This is a genomic window from Edaphobacter sp. 4G125 (assembly GCF_014274685.1).
In the GTDB taxonomy this organism is placed as follows: domain Bacteria; phylum Acidobacteriota; class Terriglobia; order Terriglobales; family Acidobacteriaceae; genus Edaphobacter.
Genome location: NZ_CP060393.1, coordinates 4183445 through 4204272, shown reverse-complemented (window position 1 = coordinate 4204272; position 20828 = coordinate 4183445). Strand labels below are relative to the sequence as shown.

Annotated in this window: 18 protein-coding genes; 8 read left to right on the top strand and 10 right to left on the bottom strand. The window is 58.0% G+C overall.

Annotation, left to right across the window (positions count from 1 at the left end; genetic code table 11):
* Positions 1-41: 41 nt before the first annotated feature.
* The 3 genes from lipA to H7846_RS17640 are packed head-to-tail and all read left to right on the top strand — an operon-like array spanning position 42 to position 3574.
* Complete coding sequence (gene lipA, locus H7846_RS17650) at positions 42-1013, top strand: lipoyl synthase (protein ID WP_186694095.1); 972 nt, start codon at positions 42-44, stop codon at positions 1011-1013.
* A complete protein-coding gene (locus tag H7846_RS17645; RefSeq protein WP_186694094.1) occupies positions 1010-1891 on the top strand; it encodes a c-type cytochrome in 882 nt (293 codons plus the stop codon). The genes lipA and H7846_RS17645 overlap by 4 nt, the downstream gene beginning before the upstream one ends.
* An 18-nt stretch (positions 1892-1909) precedes the next feature.
* Positions 1910-3574, top strand: a complete 1665-nt coding sequence (locus H7846_RS17640) for an acido-empty-quinoprotein group A (RefSeq protein ID WP_222597527.1) — start codon at positions 1910-1912, stop codon at positions 3572-3574.
* A 70-nt stretch (positions 3575-3644) separates the two neighbouring features.
* On the opposite strand, the gene H7846_RS17635 is transcribed toward H7846_RS17640, so the two are convergent.
* The gene (locus tag H7846_RS17635) at positions 3645-4130 is read right to left on the bottom strand and encodes a DinB family protein (protein ID WP_186694092.1); all 486 of its coding nucleotides are present in this window, start codon (positions 4128-4130) and stop codon (positions 3645-3647) included.
* A 159-nt stretch (positions 4131-4289) separates the two neighbouring features.
* Between H7846_RS17635 and H7846_RS17630 the strand changes: the two genes are divergently transcribed.
* Positions 4290-5447: a PrnB family protein gene (locus H7846_RS17630; protein ID WP_186694090.1), complete on the top strand. Its 1158-nt coding sequence runs from the start codon at positions 4290-4292 to the stop codon at positions 5445-5447.
* Between the two features lie 93 nt (positions 5448-5540).
* Here the strand turns inward: H7846_RS17630 and H7846_RS17625 are convergent, their stop codons facing one another.
* The 4 genes from H7846_RS17625 to H7846_RS17610 form a co-directional block, all read right to left on the bottom strand.
* Positions 5541-5954 (bottom strand): hypothetical protein, encoded by a 414-nt coding sequence (locus H7846_RS17625; RefSeq protein ID WP_186694088.1) that lies wholly within the window; start codon positions 5952-5954, stop codon positions 5541-5543.
* Between the two features lie 104 nt (positions 5955-6058).
* The gene (locus H7846_RS17620) at positions 6059-6259 is read right to left on the bottom strand and encodes a cold-shock protein (protein WP_186694086.1); all 201 of its coding nucleotides are present in this window, start codon (positions 6257-6259) and stop codon (positions 6059-6061) included.
* 217 nt (positions 6260-6476) lie between these two features.
* A complete protein-coding gene (locus H7846_RS17615) occupies positions 6477-7523 on the bottom strand; it encodes an NAD-dependent epimerase/dehydratase family protein (protein ID WP_186694084.1) in 1047 nt (348 codons plus the stop codon).
* Entirely contained in the window at positions 7520-8932 is a 1413-nt protein-coding gene (locus H7846_RS17610; protein ID WP_255460730.1) for an ArnT family glycosyltransferase, read from the bottom strand. The genes H7846_RS17615 and H7846_RS17610 overlap by 4 nt, the downstream gene beginning before the upstream one ends.
* Positions 8933-8970: 38 nt before the next feature.
* Between H7846_RS17610 and dut the strand changes: the two genes are divergently transcribed.
* The 4 genes from dut (at position 8971) to H7846_RS17590 (ending at position 14699) form a co-directional block, all read left to right on the top strand.
* On the top strand, positions 8971-9411 hold the full coding sequence (dut, locus tag H7846_RS17605; RefSeq protein ID WP_186694082.1) for a dUTP diphosphatase: 441 nt from the start codon (positions 8971-8973) through the stop codon (positions 9409-9411).
* A 72-nt stretch (positions 9412-9483) separates the two neighbouring features.
* Positions 9484-11895: a phosphoribosylformylglycinamidine synthase subunit PurL gene (gene purL / locus H7846_RS17600; RefSeq protein WP_186694080.1), complete on the top strand. Its 2412-nt coding sequence runs from the start codon at positions 9484-9486 to the stop codon at positions 11893-11895.
* Positions 11896-11927: 32 nt separating this feature from the next.
* Positions 11928-13397 carry an amidophosphoribosyltransferase gene (gene purF / locus H7846_RS17595; RefSeq protein ID WP_370561412.1) on the top strand — a complete coding sequence of 490 codons (1470 nt, stop codon included), beginning with the start codon at positions 11928-11930 and terminating at the stop codon, positions 13395-13397.
* Positions 13398-13463: 66 nt separating this feature from the next.
* Positions 13464-14699, top strand: a complete 1236-nt coding sequence (locus tag H7846_RS17590) for a PQQ-dependent sugar dehydrogenase (protein ID WP_186694076.1) — start codon at positions 13464-13466, stop codon at positions 14697-14699.
* 61 nt (positions 14700-14760) lie between these two features.
* On the opposite strand, the gene H7846_RS17585 is transcribed toward H7846_RS17590, so the two are convergent.
* From H7846_RS17585 to H7846_RS17565, 5 genes are all read right to left on the bottom strand, one after another.
* Positions 14761-15630 (bottom strand): sugar phosphate isomerase/epimerase family protein, encoded by an 870-nt coding sequence (locus H7846_RS17585; protein WP_186694074.1) that lies wholly within the window; start codon positions 15628-15630, stop codon positions 14761-14763.
* A gap of 11 nt (positions 15631-15641) precedes the next feature.
* Positions 15642-16532 carry a VOC family protein gene (locus tag H7846_RS17580; protein ID WP_186694073.1) on the bottom strand — a complete coding sequence of 297 codons (891 nt, stop codon included), beginning with the start codon at positions 16530-16532 and terminating at the stop codon, positions 15642-15644.
* A 34-nt stretch (positions 16533-16566) separates the two neighbouring features.
* On the bottom strand, positions 16567-17058 hold the full coding sequence (locus H7846_RS17575) for a DinB family protein (RefSeq protein ID WP_186694071.1): 492 nt from the start codon (positions 17056-17058) through the stop codon (positions 16567-16569).
* A gap of 105 nt (positions 17059-17163) precedes the next feature.
* A complete protein-coding gene (purD, locus tag H7846_RS17570) occupies positions 17164-18429 on the bottom strand; it encodes a phosphoribosylamine--glycine ligase (protein ID WP_186694069.1) in 1266 nt (421 codons plus the stop codon).
* Positions 18430-19020: 591 nt separating this feature from the next.
* The gene (locus H7846_RS17565; protein ID WP_255460729.1) at positions 19021-20679 is read right to left on the bottom strand and encodes a YXWGXW repeat-containing protein; all 1659 of its coding nucleotides are present in this window, start codon (positions 20677-20679) and stop codon (positions 19021-19023) included.
* Positions 20680-20828: the final 149 nt, after the last annotated feature.

Genomic DNA, 20828 nt, shown 5'->3' with positions numbered 1-20828 from the left:
ATAACCGCCTAGCCGTGCATCCAGCTACAATAAAAGTCGAGATGACGCCCGTATCCGAGCTGGTCCAGATCGATCTCTCGCCGAAGAAGCCCACGCCCAAGCCGGCGTGGCTGAAGGCGAAGGCCCCGATGGGTGAGACCTTCCACAACCTGAAGAAGATGGCGCGCGAGCTGCATCTGCACACGGTGTGTGAGAGTGCGCAGTGTCCAAATATCGGGGAGTGCTGGAACCAGAAGGCCGCGACCTTCATGATGCTCGGCAATCTATGCACGCGTCGTTGCGGATTCTGTGCCGTGCCCAAAGGCAAACCAGAGCCAATCGACCAGGATGAGCCACGTCGCGTGGCCTATGCCGTGGCGCAATTGGGTCTCAACCATGCTGTTATCACCAGCGTGAACCGCGATGACGACAACATCGGTGCAGCGCAGGCTTTTGTCAGCGTGGTCGAAGAGATTCGCAAACAGGCTCCCGGTTGCCGCGTCGAGATCCTCACGCCCGATTTCCAGGGCAATGAGGAGTCGCTACGCATGGTCGTCGCTATACGGCCTGAAATTCTGAATCACAACATCGAGACGGTGCCTCGCCTCTACCGCGTGGCCAAGTCAGGCGGCCGCTACGAGAAGTCGCTGCACTTCCTGAAGCATGCGAAAGAGATTGCCGCAGAGATGTTCAACGACCGCGAGGGCGACCAGATCGTTACCAAGACCGGCATCATCGTCGGGTTGGGCGAGGAGATGCACGAGCTGCTCGCAGTCTTCCGTGATTTGGCTGATCGCAAAGTCGACATTCTCACCGTGGGTCAGTACCTGCGCCCCTCACGCGATCATCTGCCGATGAAGCGCTATTACACTCCCGAGGAGTTTGCTTTCCTCAAGCATGAGGCATTGGCGATGGGCTTCAAGCATGTCGAGAGCGGTCCGCTGGTACGTTCGAGTTACCATGCGCAGGAGCAGGCGGAGTCGACTGGACTAACGAATTCCCCGCGGGAAAAGGAACTCATCAAGAAGGCATGACGAGAACACGAGCGATTCTGTTGTCTGCAACTGGTCTGCTCTGCTTCTTCGCATTGCCTGTTGCGCTCCATCTCCGCCCCGTCCTTGCCGGTGCTCAGGAGCCGGAGTACCACTCCCAGCAGTCGCTCCAGCAAGCTCCATCCCCTGCCCGTCAGTCCGGCCGACGTATGGACTCCCACACTGCACTCGGCCTCGGCCGTCTCCCCAACGCTGAGGCAGCCAAACGCGGTGAACCACTCTACAACCAGAACTGCGCCGCATGCCATGGCGAAGGTGCACGTGGCGGCATCGGCCCCAACCTCGTTCGTTCCGTGTTGGTACTGCACGATGACGACGACTCCGAGATCGCCAGGGTTATCCGCGGAGGCCGCCCCCAGGCTGGCATGCCTCCCTTCAAACAGCTGACCGACCCTCAGGTGCGCGACATCGCCGAATACCTGCACCAGCTGGTCGAGCTAGCCGCCAATCGTGGCTTATATAAAAGTGCCGAGACGATGACCTCCGGCAACATCGACAAGGGTAAGGCCTTCTTCGCCGCCAACTGTGCCTCCTGCCACTCCGTTACCAGCGATCTCGCCGGCATCGGAGCCAAGTATTCGCAGCCCTCAGCTCTTATTGTGCGCATCGCTTGGCCCGCCAGCCGCGGCCCGGTCACCGTCACCGTTACTACTCCCGAGGGCCATAAGTTCACCGGTACCCTCGAGCACTACGACGACTTCGAAACCACACTTAAGACCAGCGGCAAGACCTTCACCTGGGCCACCGACTCCGTTCACGTCGAGATGCCCGACAAACTCGCCGGTCACCGCGCTCTGCTGCCGAAGTACTCCGACGACGACCTTCATGATCTGACGCGGTACCTGCTGACGATTAAATAAAACTTGCTCCAATAGAAGATGCAGAAGAATTTGCTCCAATCCGGGATGATTCACATGGTGCTGGCTGGCGCTGCGGCGTTATCGCTGCTCTGTTCGCCTTCGAAGGCGCAGGAAGTAAAGACCCCCACCCTCGACCCGAAGGCGCTCACCCTCTTCTCCAAGCCCGACGATGTCTGGCCCACCTACAATGGCGACTACTCGGGGCGCCGCTACATCTCCCTCGATCAGGTTAACCAGAAGAACATCGCCGACCTCAAGGTGAAGTGGAAGTACAAGATCGAAGGCGTCACCATTCGCGGCAGCGGAAACCCTACGATTAAGTCCACGCCTTTAATGGTGGATGGTGTTCTCTACTTCACCGTTCCTGACCACGTCTTCGCCGTCGACGCCCGTACCGGCAAGGAGCGCTGGCATTACGACTTTCAGGATCATGGCGGCCACGTCCTCGGACAGCGCGGCGTGGGCATGTACGGCAAGTGGATCTACTTCCTCACCCCCGATGGCTGGTTCATCTCGCTTGACTCGGGAACAGGAAAAGAACGCTGGCGCAAGAAGGTCGCAGACGAGAAGCTGCAGTACTTCACCACGATGGCCGCGGTCATCGTGAAGAACCACGTCATCATCGGCGTCGGCGGCGACGCGATGGATGTGCGCGGCTATCTCGAATCCCGTGACCCAGAAACCGGCGAGTTGCAGTGGCGCTGGTGGTCCGAGCCGTTGAAGATGGGCGACCCCGGCTCCGAGACCTGGCCGACACAGGCAGCGATGGATCACGGCGGCGGCATGACCTGGATGCCCGGTACCTATGACCCCGAGTTGAACCTCATCTATTGGGGCACCGGTAACACTAACCCGGTCTATGCAGGACAGAGCCGCAAAGGCGCCAATCTCTATACCGACTCTATCGTTGCGCTCGACCCCGACACCGGCAAGATGAAGTGGTACTTCCAGGGCTCGCCGCACGACACCCACGACTGGGACAACGTCGAGACACCGATCCTCTTCGACACAAAGATCGACGGCAAGCCGCGCAAGCTGCTGGCACAGGCCGCACGCTGCGGTTACTTCTTTGTGCTCGACCGCGAGACCGGCAAGAATCTCGTCTCAAAGCCATTCACCCTCTCGGCCAATTGGTCCATGGGGCTTGATGAGCGTGGACAGCCCATCCCCAATCCAGACAAGGATCCCAAAGTCGATGGCTCGATGGTCGATATTCCGGCCAATGGAGCCACCAACTGGCCTGCCCCAAGTTACAGCTCGAAGACGGAACTCTTCTACGTGAACGCCAGCGAAGGCTACAGCATCGCCTGGTTGTATGACACCTCAAGCGACCCCCAGGGGTACGCCGGTGGAGCGAGCGGCCACTTCGATCCAAAATCCTCTCTGATTGCTCTGGATGTGAAGACCGGCGACGTCCGCTGGAAGCACGTCGCGAAGTCCGCCGGTGGAGAGGGAGGCGGTGGCATGGCCGGGGGAATCCTTACCACTTCAGGCGACCTGCTCTTTACCGGAGACTCGGACCGCTTCGCCGCCTTCGATCCGGCAACCGGAAAGATACTCTGGTCCTCGAAGCTTGGAACAGCCGTGAGCAACGGCCCATCGACCTGGAAGCTCGACGGCACACAGAACGTCATCGTCGGAGCGGGCGATACGCTCTACAGCTTTACGTTGAACGGAAAGTAGATCGTCCTAACAATTGATAGGGAAACATGTGTATACGTGTCGATGCGATCTTTTGGCCCGACGTGCGATTTCATCCAAACCGAAAGAGATCGGTATCAGATGCGGGATGGCCCAGCGCTCGACACATTGCAACGATCTGACCCTTGTGATGAAAAGCGTGAGTCAGGATATGGTGAAGGACAAATGCAGGAGTGCGGATAGCGCCATCTTCGTCCGAGAATTTAAGTTCAACGGCGGAGTTAAGCTGCTGATCCGTCAGTCCTGATAAATACGTTCGTGTCTGCAGCGCAACGTCCTGCTCGAAGAGCTTCGCGTCCGTGACTGTAGGGCAGTCCGCAGATTCGCGGTCGTTGTATGGGAGCCCCTGCAGCGTGTAGATCCAGAACCCCTCGCAGTTAAAAATATGAATCACCTGTTCGCGCAGTGTAGGAAAGCCAAAGTTTGGCACCACTTTCTCATAATCGATTGTCGGGATTGAGGATAGATGGTCTAGCAAAAGATTAAGACTTGCATGGGTCCAGTCATGGAATTTTCGAACGCCGTCGAGGGTGAACATTGGCTCTCCTTTTTCAGTCCATGAGATAGTTTTGTGGCTAGCAATTACTTCACGGTGGCCAACAATATCGTGTATCGTTGTGCACCAGAATGACCCAAGAGTCGGACCATGCTTCTCGTGGTACAGTCCGGCCACCAAGCGGGACTAGGAACATTATGAATGCCACAGTTGTTCTTCGAAACCCAAGTTAGCCACAATCGCGGTTTTCTTCCCCTTCATGACCCCCTAACTCATCTTCCCAAACCCTTCGATGCATGGGAGGATGTTGCTCGTCAGTTACCTAAACTCCTTGCTTCAGACCAGATTCACCGCACCATCACAGGCTTGCCGCCATTCCCAATCGAAGAGATACACGACCGCCGCGAATTGGAACGAGCCATGGTTCTTCTCAGTTATCTCGGACACGCCTACGTGTGGGGTGGGACTCGGCCTGCAACAGTCCTACCGGCACGCTTAGCCGTGCCCTGGTATGACGTTGCCGAGAAGTTGGGGCGGCCCCCCGTCCTCAGCTACAGCAGCTACGCGCTTCACAACTTCTTCCGCTTCGACCCATCGCGGGAGATCGAATGCGGCAACATTGGTCTCATCCAGAACTTTCTGGGTGGCCTCGATGAGGAGTGGTTCATCATGATCCACGTTGAGATCGAACGTAAGGCTGCACCAGCGATGGGCTTATTGCATGCCTGTCTTGACGCCGCCGAAGCAGGAGAAGCGGAGAATCTCGAAGCACTTCTCGCCCAAGTCGAATCCTCATTACGCTCGATACATGCCACCATGCTGCGGATGCCGGAGCACTGCGATCCGTATATCTACTATCACCGCGTGCGGCCATATATTCATGGCTGGAAGAACCATCCCGATCTCCCTAATGGACTGATCTACGAAAGTGTCGCTGCCTTCGGCGGTCGTCCGCAACAGTTTCGCGGCGAAACCGGGGCACAAAGCTCGATCGTACCGTCGCTCGACGCTTTGCTCGGTGTGACGCACCAACAGGATGTACTCAGCCTATATTTGCAGGAGATGCGGGCCTATATGCCGCCGGAGCATCGTGCCTTCATCGAATCGCTCGAAGGCAGACCTTCAGTGAGAGGGTTTGTACAACGCTGCGGCAAGCCATCCCTTACGTCGATCTACAATGCTTGCACCGAAGCGGTCGAGAACTTTCGTTCGCTTCATTTGGAGTATGCGGCGAAATACATCTTCCATCAGGCGCAGACCGACCCGAAGAACCCGCATGCAGTCGGCACGGGCGGGACCCCGTTCATGCAATACCTCAAGAAACATCGTGATGAGACGGGACAAAGTCGGATGGTGTAAGCATAAACAGAGAGGGGTCCGCTGGTGCGTTCGAGTTACTCTTCTATGCCTGTCAGCCCGGTGGACTCCGCCCTGCTCCTGCGCATGGGATACCTATGCGGTCTTGCGTTTAGCTTTGTTCTTTTTGTAAGCCTGCAACCCGTGCTCGGAATCGAGCGACGTCCCGAGATATGGCGATGGTTCTGAGCTGGATCGAAGCGCGACAACCGACCATGTTGCCGACTCCGCGGCAGAGATGGACGCTTCGCCGGTTGTTTCGCCGTCCGACTCTTCTCGAAGAGATTTAGGGCGTTCCACCTCGTCAAACTCGATGCCTTCATCGATCATCTGCTGGGCTTTTCGGACCAGAAGGTTGCGCTTGGCCGAGAGTTTCCCCGCAGCGGTGCCGCGTTCGGCTTCAGTGGCGAAGGCCTCGTATTTTTGAAGATGGGCCAGTTTGCGGTCAAAAAGAGCAATTTCTTCGTGCAGGGATTTTAGCTGGTACTTTCCGGATGGAACGGTAAACATAAGATCCTCCATGAATCTCTGCTATGGATAGGGGGTGTAGAAATTTCTCCCAGAATGAAAAAAGGGCGGCCCTTCGGCGCGCCCTTTTCCGGTAAGGCTGATGTTTACAGAACCTGAACGTTCTCCGCCTGCCAGCCCTTGGGGCCCTTGACCACGTTGAACTGAACTGCCTGGCCTTCCTGAAGTGAACGGAAACCGTTCGACTGAATCGCGGAGAAGTGGACGAAAACGTCCTCGCCACCCTCACGGCTCAGGAAGCCAAAGCCCTTCGCATCGTTGAACCACTTTACTGTACCTTGTTCCATTTGCTTATTCCTTTTACTGCTGTCGTTTAATGTACCGCTGAACTCAATGTGGTGTTGGTTTGCGAGTAGAGCGGTGCAGCCAGAACAAGCAAGAACCACGCCAGTATTCGGCGATCCCCTTTAGTATACAACTAGATGCCCTCGATGTCGGGCGGCATGTTTAGAATCTATAGCTTGACCTGGGTCAATGGTCCAGCCGGCATGATCTATCTTATGGCTAAGAGAGCCATTTCAGCAGCCGGATCACGCCCATCTCCGCAGGCTTTGAGTGTGCCGAGACCTCTTTGCGCGAGTGAATCTGCCGCCGCTGCGAGGAGTAGTAACGGTAGGCTTCGATCATCATCTGCTGGTTGGTCACTGTGGGGCGCCAGCCGAGCCTTTCGCGAATGCGTGTTGTGTCAAAGATGAAGTCCTCTGCAATCATGCGGTAGTGGTATGGGCCCAGGGGGGAGACGCCAAGCTTGTGCGCGAGCTTCATTGCTGCGATTGTCGGAGCCTTCGGCAACTGTGCCACGCGAGCCTTGGTGCCGGCGTCACGGATGACCGCCTCGTAAACCTCGCGCAGGGAACAGACATTTTCCGAGCCAATATGGAAGAGGTCCGAGTGCGGGTAGGCCATCGCCTGGATGCAGGCTGTGGCCAGGTCCTGAGCATAGATGAACTGGTAGCGATTGCCGCCTGTGCCGACCACCCATACCTTCTTGCCGTCGTCAATGAACTCGAAGAGGATTGCGAGTAGGCCGAGGCGGCCTGAATCGATGATGGTCGGGCAGCGGATGGTGATGATGTTCAGTTCTGTCTCGTAAGGCTTTAAGGCTTGTTCGGCAGCAAGCTTCGAGCGCCCGTACAACTCGACCGGATTCGGCGGCTCGTCCTCGCGCACCTCATGGCCCAGGTTCGAGGCCCACAGGCAGTTGGTTGAGGTAAAGACGAGCTGCCGTACGCCGTGAGTCCGGCACGCTTCGGCAATATTGCGTGTGCCATCGACGTTTGAAGTCCACAGGTCGTTGTCGTCAACGGTATCGTGGGCCAACAGCGCAGCGCAGTGCAGGACGGCACGAAAGTCGCCTTTCGCGAAAATAGAGTCAAGCAGAGCCGCATCGCGAATATCGCCCCGGATGCTGGTCAGCGCCGGGTGTGTATCCGTGTCGGCAACGAGATCGATGTTCGTAACGGCATAACCTTCTGAAAGGAGGCGGCGTTTGAGGACTCCACCAAAGAAGCCGGAACCGCCGGTAACAAGGATATTTTGGTTCTGTTTCATCGAGCCGCACCTGCGGAGACTCTTTTCTTGGACGTGTCTCGAGTGCGCTTTATGACGGCGGACTGAAAAAGAAAGACGATCAAGACTGTCATAACGGGTTCCAGAGGATGGCGGAAACGTGCCTGTACCGTGAGCATGTAATAGGGGAGAGGCATGACGAGAAAGATGCTGGCAAAGAGTCCTGCTGCGGGTACTTTGCGATGCAGAGAGAGAGCGAGTCCCATCAGTGCAGCCATCGTGATAAAGCAATAGTTGAGTCGCCGGGTGGCTTCCACCAGGATGCCTTGCTCGGCTGGCTTGGGAACCCCGAACCAGAAGAAGTAGATGCGTTTGAAGGCGTATCCCACAATACGACTCCGGTCCGTGGCGATGATCACGTTTGCCTTGGCTCCCTGTTCGCGCACGTAAGCGACTTCGCCGATGCTACGGTAACGTTGAAATTCCGGCGATGCGGTTGTTGGAGGAATCGTTCCACCCCAGGGAAAGCCGCCGTTGGAGGGCAAGACGGATTGGCAAAGTTCTGCGCCGAAGTTGCCGCGTGTGGGGATGAAAGCTTGAAAGACGCGCCAATTCCGGTAAACCCATGGTGCTGTGCAACAGAGAAACAGGATTGCAGCGAGTCCGGCGCGAGTGAGATTTTTGCGTATCTCCACACCATTCTGTGAACCCATTAACATCCAAATTGCTGTGACTGGAAGCGTCAATAATAGCGAAGGATTGGAGAGTGCAACCGCCGCCCACAGCACACCGAAGAAGCTCCACAGACACACCGCGTTGTGCTCAGGTGTCGAGGATGTGTCGCCGATTCTGCGAAAGCGCAGCGCGATCACCAGAATCCAGGCGAAAACGCAGGCGGTGATCGACATCTCCCAGAGCCAGCGGACGGCGTACTGCAGCGCTGCAGGGTATAGAGCCCATATCCAGCCAGACCAGAGCGCTACCCGTCGTCCGAAGCCCTGCGCATCGTAACAACGCCAGGCAATTTCATAGACAGCTGGTGCAGTGGCTGCAGAAAAGATGCTATTGACGGCCAGAATAGCGAATGCTGATAAAGGCGTATAGACGCCAAACAGCTTAAAAGCCCCAGCCATGATCAAGGGGTAGATTGGAGTCAGCCAGGCTGTCGGACCAGTGTGTCCGGAGAATGGATCGGCGTAGCCGTAACCAGTGGCCAGCGCTCGGGCGATGCGGCCCGCTTCCCAACCATATTGGAAATGGTCGTTGAGCGCGCGAAAGTGATAGGAATGAGCCAGAACGATATACAGAAGGCGCACGATCAGGCCAGTCCAGAATAGACGCCATGGTAGACGTGCGCGACTCCCCCCGAGGTCGTCGCCTTTCATCCATTTCCACAACCGATCGAGCTTCACATCTTTGATTTTATCGATAAGGGATAGCAGTTCTGCCATGATGGAAGAGGTTTCCCGATCGAGAGAGGAGAAAGTTTTTGAGCGAAGTAAGGATTGGTGTGAAAAAGCTGGTTCCGGAGGCGCGTCTTCCGCGCTATGCGCATGTAGGGGAGTATGGCGATCTGGCTGCGGACCTCTATGCCGCTGAAGGCATCATTCTTGAATCAGGGTCGACGGTTGCGATTCCGACCGGCGTGGCGATGGAGTTCCCTTCTACTCACGGTGCGCTGGTTGAGGACCGCTCCGGTCTCGCGCTAAAGGGAGTTACGACACTGGCCGGAGTGATTGATCCGGGATACCGTGGCGAGATTCGCATTGTTGTGACCAACTTGGGCGCGGCGGCTGTAGAGGTGAAATCGGGCGACCGCATCGCGCAGCTTCGCATCGTCCAGCGCATTCAGGCTTCATTTACCGAGGTGGAAGAGCTAGGCGAGGCCGCGCGAGGAGCCGGAGGTTTTGGCAGCACTGGGGTGCGGTAAGGCAACAAAAAGCATGCCCCGGTGCCTGAGCACTCGCTCTTGAGAAGTCACGTACAATTAACGTAGCGAGCCATGGCCCATCTGCAAGCAGAACAGCCCCTGACGGTACCTTCCCCAGCGACGATCACCCCGGAGCTGTTGAAGCAGCATAGTATTACTCCCGATGAGTACAAACGGATCGAAGCGGCCCTTGGCCGTACCCCCAGCCTGACCGAGCTGGGGATTTTTTCGGTCATGTGGTCCGAGCACTGCTCGTACAAGTCCTCCCGCGTTCATTTGAAAAGACTTCCGACGAAGGGTGACCGCACCTCCGGCCCTGGTTCTGTGGTGCAGGGGCCCGGAGAGAACGCCGGAATCATCGACGTGGGCGACGGATGGGCCTGCGCCTTCAAGATCGAGTCGCATAATCATCCCAGCTACATCGAGCCCTACCAGGGCGCGGCGACGGGTGTGGGCGGAATTCTGCGCGACATCTTCACCATGAACGCCCGTCCGTTGGCCGTCATGGATTCACTCCGCTTCGGCCCTCTCGACGAGACCGAGCCTGACGAGGCGCTCCGGGTGAAGAACCATCAGGTGGTCACTGGTGTCGTACATGGTATCGCGGGTTACGGCAACTGCTTCGGCGTGCCTAACCTCGGCGGCGAAACCCGCTTCGAGCCGTGCTACTCCGGTAATCCTTTGGTCAACGCCTTCGCGCTTGGATTGGTGAAGAAGGACGAGATCTTCTATGCCAAGGCGGTCGGCGTCGGTAATCCCGTGATCTACGTGGGAGCCAAGACGGGCCGCGACGGTATCCACGGCGCGACCATGGCCAGCGAAGAGTTCACTGAGGGCTCCGAGCAGAAACGCCCCAACGTGCAGATGGGCGATCCTTTCATGGAGAAGCTGCTGCTCGAGGCCTGCATCGAGGCCATGGCCACCGGCGCCGTACTCGGCATTCAGGACATGGGCGCGGCTGGCCTCACCTGCTCCACCTGCGAGATGGGCGCTCGTGGCGGACTCGGCCTGACTGTTGAATTAGATAGAGTCCCGCAGCGCGAAACCGGCATGACCAGCTACGAGATCATGCTGTCGGAGTCGCAGGAGCGCATGCTTCTGGTTGCCGACAAAAATCGAGCCGTCGAAGTCCTCGATGTCTTCTCCAAGTGGGGCCTCGATGCCTCCATCGTGGGCGAGGTCACCGCGGAGCCGAAGATGCGCATCACGCAGGGTGGCGTGCTGATGGCCGACATCCCGAACGTCTCGCTGACGGACGATGCTCCGGTCTACCACCGGCCTGTCGGTACGTGGAATCCTCCTGTGCCGAAGGATCCTCCAGCACATGTGCTCGAAGAGTTGAAGAAACCACGCGATTACACCGCCGACCTCAAGAAGCTGTTGGCCTCGGCGAACATCTGCGACAAACGCTGGGTCTACGAGCAGTACGACTCGATGGTCCAGACCAACACCGTGCAGGGCCCCGGCGGCGAGGCCGGCGTCATGCGCATCAAGGGCACTGGCACCAAAGGTACATCGCTCTCTCCGATGGACGACCGCGAGCAGGCGCATGCTCTGCGCGAGCGCGGACTCGCGATGGCACTCGCGGGCAATGGTCGCTGGGCCTACCTCGATCCCAAGCTGGGCGCGATGCACGCCGTAGCCGAGGCTGCCCGCAAGGTCGCCTGCACCGGCGCAACACCTGTTTCCGCCACGAACTGCCTGAACTTCGGCAACCCTGAAAAGCCGGAGATCATGGCGCAGCTCTCGAATGCCATCGACGGCATGTCCGAGGCCTGCAAGGCGCTGGGAACGCCGATCACCGGCGGCAACGTCTCTCTCTACAACGAGACCAAAGGCGTGGGAATCTATCCGACGCCGGTGGTTGGGATCGTCGGCATTATTGATGATGTGACCAAGGCCGTACCCGCAAACTTCCGGAAAGCAGGCGACACGGTTCTCTTTCTTTCAGCTCTTACCGGCAAAGATCGCAACGCTAAGCAGGACATGGGAGCAACGGACTTCGCAAAGACCGTGCTTGGTGAGCTATGGGGCGCTCCTCCTGTGCTTCACCTCGAGGAAGAAGTTGCTTTGCAGAAAGCACTCATTGCTCTCGCTGATAAAGGTCTTCTCAAATCGGCAGGCGATCTCTCCGATGGCGGCTGTGCAACCGCATTTGCCAAGGGCGGGTTCCCGCGCAATCTTGGTGTGAAGATTGTGATGAAGATGGAATCAGACGATTCTTTTCTGCTGACAGAGCGTCTCTTCAGTGAAGTAGGTTCTTCGGTGATCGCGACGGTTGATCCTGCAAATCTCGATGAGATTCAAACTGTATTGAAGGACGTTGGAAGAGTGTGGGCCTTCCCCATCGGGGAGGTTACCAGTGGCAAGTACACAGTAGAAATCAATGGCAAGATGCTGATCGATACATCGATTGCCGAGTTAAAAGCGGCGTGGTCCGGTGCTCTTGAATCCCAAATTGCAGACGAGCTGGTGACAGCATGAACAGCAAACTCACCACTTTCGAGAACGACGTGATGATGGACGAGATGCAGGACGACGAGACCCCGTTCGACAAACTCCGCGAAGAGTGCGGCATCATGGCGGTCTACAACCATCCCGATGCAGCACGGATGACCTACTGGGGCCTGTACTCGTTGCAGCATCGTGGACAGGAGTCCGGAGGCATTGCCTCTGCCGATGGCCAGAACGTCAACGACATCAAGGGAATGGGGCTGGTCTCGGAGATCTTTACCGACCCCGTGCTGGCAAAGCTTCCCGGCCACATGGCCATCGGCCATACGCGTTACTCGACAACTGGTGACTCCGCGCTGCTGAACGCGCAGCCCATCTCGGTCGAGAGCACTCGCGGCCTGATCGCGATTGCGCACAACGGCAACCTCGTCAATCTCGGCAATTCCAAGGAGCGGCTGGAACGCGATGGTGCGGTCTTCCAGACGACATCGGACTCCGAGATCATCATCCAGCTCATCGCACACTCGAAGGCATCCACGCTGGTCGACTGCATCGCCGACTCTCTCTCGCAGGTTGAAGGCGCCTTCTCCATCGTGATGATGACGCGCAATCGCATCTTTGCTGCGCGCGACCCGCATGGTCTGCGCCCACTCTCCATGGGCCGCATCAAGGGCGAAAATGGCGCACCTGACACCTTCGTCTTTGCCTCCGAGACCTGCGCGTTCGATCTTCTTCATGCCAAATACGAGCGCGACGTCGAGCCCGGCGAGCTGGTCATGGTTTCAGAAGACGGTGTGACCTCGCGCCACTTCGCCAAGACGGCCGTGCCCAAGGCGAGCTGCATCTTCGAACACGTTTACTTTGCGCGTCCCGATTCGCGTATCTTCGGCCGTTGGGTACAGAAGAGCCGCGAAGAGATGGGCCGCCAGCTTGCGCGTGAGTCCGGCGTGCCCGCCGACCTCGTGGTTCCAGTACCGGACTCCGGTGTGACCGCTGCGCTTGGTTATGCTGCTGAATCCGGCATTCCGTTCAACTTTGGCCTCATCCGTAATCACTATGTGGGTCGCACCTTCATCGCTCCTGAGCAGCGTGTGCGCGACTTCGGTGTGCGCATGAAGCTGAATCCGGTTCGATCGCTGCTCGAAGGCAAGCGCGTGATTCTGATCGACGACTCCATCATTCGTGGCACGACCTCGCGCAAGATCGTCCGCATGGTTCGTGCCGCGGGAGCCAAAGAGGTGCACATGCGCATCTCGTGTCCGCCGACAATCTCGCCCTGCTTCTATGGTGTTGACACGCCAAGCAAGAAAGACCTGATCGCCGCGAACTACTCCATCGACGAGATCTGTAAGTTTATTGAGGCCGACTCGTTGGCGTATCTCTCGCTCGTAGGATTGACTCACTCTTGTACCGAGGGAGAACCGGTCGACGGTCTTTCGCCCGGGGATTTTTGCACCGCCTGTTATACCGGCGACTATCCGACGGCATGGGTGGATGTAAACGAGATTTTGCCGGCAACCGCTACTGTTTAGCCTGTAATACACATCGTGTAATAGCATTTCAGGTACTGAATTTTCAGCGACTGAAAGTGAGACGAGATGAGACAGTTAGCCATCGTGGGGCTATTTGTGGCCCTTGCAGCGACCCAGGCCAATGCACAGGGCAACGCACCGATCAATGCAGGCGAGCAGAAGCCAGAGGCCACCCTACCCTTCAACATGGTTCAAGTGACCACGCTTAATCTGCCGTGGCGCATCGCCTTTCTACCGGACAGCCGCATGCTGATCACCGAGAAGGTCGGCGGTATGGTGCTGGTTACGCCACAGGGAGAGAAGACCCCGGTCGCCAACGTACCGACCGCGCTTTATCACGGACAGGGCGGCATGCTCGGTGTCTTTCTTTCGCCCCACTACGCGAAGGACCATAGTGTCTACCTCACTTATTCCGAGCCGGGAGAGCCTGGCGGATCCAGCCTCGCGCTGGCCAAGGCCAGGCTTGCTCTCAACGGAAACTCGGCGAGCCTTGAGGATCTCAAGGTCATCTGGCGCGACGGCGAGCGCGGCGAAGGCGGACAGTTTGGCGCGCAGGTCGCTTTCTCTCCAGACGGGAAATATCTCTTCCTCACCGTCGGGGATCGTCAGCGTATGACGCCAGCGCAGGATCCCAACCAGCCGCTCGGCAAGATTCTTCGCCTCACGCTTGACGGTAAGCCCGCGAAAGGCAACCCGATGGCCGGGAAGATCGGTGCTCCCACCGTGCCCGTCATCGATCCGCCCGCGAACACTGAGGCTGCGAAGACGGCTCCAGTCGTTCGTACGTACACTTTTCCCGGTAAGAACCTGACTCCCTCCGAGACGTGGAGCAGCGGTCACCGCACACCCTACGGCCTGGCTTTCGCACCGGATGGTCGCCTGTGGGAGCTCGAGCACGGCCCCCGAGGTGGAGATGAGCTGAACCTGATCGAGCCGGGCAAGAACTACGGCTGGCCGTTGGTTTCTTACTCCGTCAACTACGATGGCACACCGATTCCCAGCCCCGATACACGGCCCGACCTCACCAAGCCCGTCATCTACTGGACTCCAGTAATCGCGCCCGGCAACCTCGTTTTCTATAACGGCAATATGTTCCCGCAGTGGAAGGGCTCGGCCCTCGTCAGCGGTCTCGCGACGAAGTCGGTTACGCGCATTACGTTCGATGGCAAGGGGGGAGCCAAACCGGTTGAGCGCTGGGATGTCGGCCACCGCATTCGCGATATCGAGGTCGCTCCCGACGGTGCGCTGTGGATGCTGGAGGACTCCAGGACCGGTGGTCTCTATCGTGTGACGCCGAAATAACAGCAAGTAGCCTGAAACAACAAAAAGCCCCAGATAACTCTGGGGCTTTTATATTGAGCCCTTAGCTCAGCTTGAGTCCGTTCAGATAGTCGTAGTCGATCTTCATTGCCTCGAAGACGGGAAGTTTCGTCTCATCCTGGTCCAGCAACGCGAGCTTTACTCCCTGTGCGCGCGCCTGCGAGATCAGGGGTTTCCAGTCGATGCTGCCTTTGCCTAGTTCGATAATGTGCTGCTCATCCTGTGGCGCATAGTTCACTGGAGAATCGGCGACCCGGTCCTTCAGGTGGATCATCACGAGGCGGTTCCTGTACTTCTTCATCATGGCTGCGGGATCCTGCCCAGCCTGGGTCAGCCAGTACAGATCGAACTGGAGCTTTAACAGGTCAGAGTCAGTGTTCTTCATCAAAAGATCGAAGCCCGTTTCGCCGTCGGGCAATCGCTTGAACTCGTAGTTGTGATTGTGGAAGACCAGCTGCATATCGGCGTTGCGAACCAGCCTTCCCCACTGGTTCAGATTGTTGGCTGCGGCACGGAATCCGCCCGGCGTGCCCCAGTACTTCTCGGGCAGGATGCTGCAGACCATGTACTTCAGGCCCAGCTCTTTGGCATAGCCGATCCTGCTGGGAATCGAATCGTAATCGAAGTGCGCTGAATCATGGCCGAGTCCGGCGTCTTCGACCATCTTCTTCAGTTCAGGTGCGTGATGCGTGTAGGCGATTGGGTAGAGCTCGATCTGTGTGAAGCCTGTCGCACGAATCTGCTTCAGCACGCCCGCGAGATCCTTTGGGGCTTCTTTGCGGACCATGTAAAGTTGTACGCCGTAGGCAATTCCGTCGTGTGTTCCGGCGAAGGCGTTCGAGGCACGAAGCGTGCAGCCTGCTGCAGCGGCTGCGGCGGAGAGCTGGAGAAAGCTACGGCGTGTCGTTTTCATTTTCAAACATGTTACCTGTTCTCAACTGCAGTAGGATGAGCCGCGGTGAACTCCGAGCAGCAGGTCTTGCCCGAGGGCTTGAATTCCATGTACTCGACGCGGGTAAGGTCAGGATCGAAAAGATTGAGCTGCACTTTGCCGTCGCGTCCTGTCTTTGAGGCGGAGCATTCAGGGCCGGTGCAGCCATTCTTCTGAAGCTTTGCAATGGCGTCCGGCATATGTTCGACGCCAAGCGACATATGGTTGCTGCCACCCAGTTGCTTCTGGGTTGCGTTGGAGTTTGTGTTCAGCATGTACTCGAGCCAGTCGGAACCTTCGGGAACCTGCTGACTGATGTAGTCGATGCTGGTATCGGTTCGCCCGCCACGCCAGTACGGTTTGAAGCCAAGAATCTCGCGGTAGAAGTGATTCTCTGCATCGGCGTTATGAACGACGAAACCGGTGTGAATCATGCGTCGCGAGACGGCGGTTGCAGGAACGGCAGGAGGTACGGCTGCGCCTTTGGCCTCCTGCACGAAGAAGATCAGGTTCCCCTCGGGATCGCGGACACTGAAGCGACCTTTGCGCAGAGGATCGACGATCGTGACTGCGTTCGCCTTCAGGTAGGCTTCGAGCGCGCGTGCATCGCGTGTCATAAAACCAACTGCTGCAAGGCGTGATGCAGGAGCAGGCGAGGGTAGCGGAGCGACCTCGATCCATTGGAGATCATTGACGGGATAGCGGGTGATCTCGCCCGCCTTGCTTGAAGCGTAACCGAGGGTTTGGCCGTAGAACTTTGCCGAGGCAGCTGCATCACGCGAGTACACGCGAACAAAAGCGATTCCGGTGATCGCGGGGCGCTGCTGCGGCCATGCGAAGACAGCGGTCGCGAGGAAGAAGAGAACGGCGCAGGCTCGTTTCATCGAGCGCCAATCTACTTGGCGAACGGCTGCAAAGTCAACGCGAGGCGCCCATGAAGAGGTAATCGCCCGGCCAATCTGTCTTGTGGCCGTGCTGGCGAATCAAGGTTCCCAGCTGAGCGTAATGGCGGATACCGTGAAAGATGGCATGAAAGAGGATTGTTTTGGGAGAGGCTTTGAGCTGTCCCATGCTGCGCGTGGCGAATTCGATCTTCTGGTCCCAATTGAGTCCTGAATCGAGCGCCTGACGATAGAGCTGCATGGCGCGGTCGTGAGTCGCATAGATGGCATCGACCGAATCGAAAGGGACGCTGGTGTAATCGGTCTCAGGCATACCCAACAGCCGTTCAGCGTAGCGCAGCTCGACCGCGACGATATGTTGCAGGAGTTCAGCGACGGTCGAAGTGCGGTTGATGTCGCAGGGCAGCAAGAGGATCTCCGGATGCGCGGTCAGCAATCCGCGCCACTTCGAGGCGGTGGTATCGATCCATGCAAGCGCTTCGTGTGCGGTAAGAGCAGGTTCACTCATCTCAGGCTCCTTCCTAACTTTGGAGAATGCAATTGCAAACCGCAGGTCCTTCGACTTCGGCGGCTGCGCCACCTTCGCTCAGGATGATACTTCTTTAGCTTGAAGCTATTGCAATGCGCGATGGCCGATGTCGCGCCGATACTGCATCCCTTCGAATGAGATGGTCTTCATGCGCTGATAGATTCTGTCGAGTGCTTCACGCAGATCTGCAGCCTCTGCCGTCACTGCAAGCACGCGGCCTCCGGCGGTGACGATCTGGCCATCGTTTACCGCAGTGCCTGCGTGGAAGATGACGACCCCGTCGTCGCTGCTGCTGTCGAGCCCGGTGATGGGCTTGCCTGAGACATATTTGCCGGGGTAACCCGCGCTTGCGGCGATTACGGTTGCGCTCGCTCCTGGCTTCAGATGAATAGAGAGACCAATGGCGGTACCGTCGACGGCTGCATTGAATAGATCGACGATGTCGGTTTCGAGTCGCAGCATGATGGCTTCGGTTTCGGGATCGCCCCAGCGCGTGTTGAACTCCAGCACCTTGGGGCCGCGATGACTCATCATCAGGCCGATAAAGAGGATCCCTTTGAAGGGCGTGCCTTCGGACGCCATGCCGTCGACGACCTTCTGGGCGATGTGCTGCGTGACCCACTGACACATTGCAGGCGTCAACAGACCATCGGTCGAATACGCTCCCATGCCGCCGGTGTTGGGGCCGGTGTCGCCTTCACCGATGCGCTTGTGGTCCTGAGCCGCGGCGATCGGGACGGCATGTTTGCCATCGCAGAGTGCGAAGAAGGAGACCTCCTCGCCGGTGAGGAACTCCTCCAGCACGATTTCTGTCTGTGCTGTGCCGAGCAGGACGCCGGAAAACATCTGGGCAGCGGTTGTCTCGGCTTCAAGCCGGGTGTTGCAGATCACGACGCCTTTTCCTGCGGCGAGTCCGGAGGCCTTTACGACGACCGGCAGGGAGAAATTCAGCAGAGCAGCGCGGACCTCGTCGAGCGTGGTGCACAGGGCGTACTCGGCGGTGGGGATTTCGTACCGCAGCATGAATGCTTTGGAGAAGGCCTTGCTGGATTCGAGCTGCGCGGCTGCCTTTGTGGGGCCGAAGACGCGGAGTTTGCGCTGCTCCAATTCATCGACCAGACCTAAGGCCAGGGGGACTTCGGGGCCGACGACGGTGAGGTCGGGTTTCTCAATGACTACCAGATCGACCATCGCGTGAAGGTTATTAGTGTCGACGGGGAGGCAGCGAGCAAGCTCGGCGATTCCACCGTTGCCGGGAGCTGCCACGACTTCTTTTACCGAGGGAGATTTGCGTAGCGCCCAAACCAGGGCATGTTCGCGCCCTCCGCCGCCGATGACCAGAACCTTCATGACTTGCTTTGCTCCCCTGAGTATATTTTGCGCAAAATATTCTAAAGACAAGACTTAGCTTGGTATCAACGTTGCAAAATATTGAAAACAAATGCGTTGATATGCAAAATCTTGAGGAGAAAGGAGTTACAGGACGATAGAACGCCCCTTGGCTGGCTGGATTCCCCCTACTTCTAGATTAACAAAGCCGGAGGGGAAATCGACAGTTTGGGAAAGATTGTTTTGTGTGGAGTAAGTGATTGGAGGAGTTGGGTTTGTTTGCGTGAGAGGACAGATTGGGAATGGCCGGTGGCTTGACAGGGTTTTGAGATTAAGCGGAATGGGAGCAGTTTGAGCTTCGCTCGAATGTTCCCACACATGACCACCCCACCGAGCAAGCTCGTCGGGGCCCCCGGTATGTCGCTTTGCTCCATGTATGGGCACCGGCACCTCTGGCGTGTGAAACGAGAGGGTCAGGTTATCCGTTCTGCAAAACCGCAGATCTTTCGACTCCTCCTCGACTGCGCTTGGAGTCGCTCAAGATGACACCATCTGGTTAGAAGCACAAAAAGAGGAGCTGCGATTGCAGCTCCTCTTTTTGTGAGTTTGAATCTATCGGCCGTGGCCTCCGCCATGTTCTCCTCCTCCTCCGCCACTTGGACGCGGCATGGGAGCGGGTCTGGATTCGGGCCGGGGTTGCTGATACATCTGACGCGGTTGCTGTTGCGGTTGGGGTCGCGGTGCCGGACGAGATTCCGGCATCGGCCGAGGTGCAGCTTGCGGAGCAGGCCTGTACTGCGGCTGCGGAGCGGGGCGTTGCATCTGCTGCTGCTCCGGACGAGGTTGGGCCTGTGGAGTTGGCCGTGGCATCGGTTGAGGCGTAGGCCGCACGTAAGGTTCGGGCCGCGTGGGTTGCTGTGGCCTTACGTTTGGCTGTTCCGGACGAACCTCGGGCCGGACCTGCTGTGGAGGCGTGGGTCGAAGCTGTGGCTGAGTTGGCCGGACATTCGGTTCAGGCCGTGCAGGCTGAACCTGGGGGCGGCCCGGTTCTGCCGGACGAACTTCCGGACGCGCCGGCTGTACTTGTGGCTGTCCGGGGCGCACCTGTGGCTGTTGTGGCTGACCAGGACGGACTTGCTGCTGCTGTTGTTGTCCTGGACGGAAGCCCTGCTGGACCGGCATCGGTCGAGCTACTGGACGTTGTACTCCGCGATCTGCCTGAACGGGATGCGGAGCCGCGGCGATCACCGGGCGTCCACGATTGGAGTTGAAGAACTGCTGCCGGTTCTGCTGGGCCTGTTGTCGTACGGCAAGCTGCGTCTGCATTGGCGGCAGCCGGGCTTCGCTGCGTGCTGCAACTTCCGCAGGGCGTGGACGGATCTGGACGCCGCCAGGGCCGCCGTTGTACGAGACGCGGCTGTTGTAGTTGTTGATCGTTGTGTTGTGGATGTTGTTGACGATCACGGTGCGGTTGTACACGTTCGTGATGCGGGTGACATTTACGCGTGTTACAGAGCGGTTGTAGTAGAAGTTGTTTCCGCGCCAGTAACCGCCATAGTAGCCATAACCGGGATATCCCCAGCCGTAGTTAATGCCGCCATAGAAGCCGATATAACGGCCCCAGTATCCGTGGTGGAAGCGATAGCGTCCGCCATAGAAGCCCCAGTAGCCGGGGGTCCAGAGAGCGCCAGGCCAGGGAGAGGCCACCCACATTCCAGGAACCCAGTAGTAGCCCGCCGGCGCATAGCCCCAGTAGCCCGGCGTCCACATATAGTTGGGCTCCGGCGCGGGAGGCTGTTCGTAGGTTGGCATGGGCGGCGGAGGCTGCTGGGCTTCCAGCTCCTCGTAGTTGGACTCATCGTCAGGATTGACCTGATTGTCGTCATAGACCGGTTGCTGCTGGGCCTGATTCTGATCGTAGGGTTGGGCTTGCTGCTGATCGGGTGGAGGAGCGCCCTGCTGTTGTCCTGTCTGTTGATATTCCTGGGCTCGCTGAACGCTCTCATTCTGCTGACCGGAAGAAGCCGGAGCCTGCTGGGCCTGTGTGGGCTGCTGGGTTGGGTATTGGGTGGGTTGCGCGTTCGGATCTCCACTCGATGGAGCCATATTGGCGTCCGCAGGGTCTGGGCCTGAATCCTGTGTGGATTGCGCTGTTACGGTCGCAGAGTGGCAGCCCACCAATGCGACGCCTGTTATCACGCCCGCACTCAGGAAAATGGGGAGGGATCGGAGAATCAAACCTTTGGCACGGCTTTTTACTTTTTCGTTCATTGTCCTAACGTGCTCCTCGTCTCTATCAAACACCGTTGCTGGCTATGAGATGCGGGAAAGCGGTCTGCTTTATCTTTCCAAAGCCTGGCATCCTTATTTTTCTGAATTGCATCGCTTTTGCGGCGGGACTTGAGGGGGCAGGAATGCTG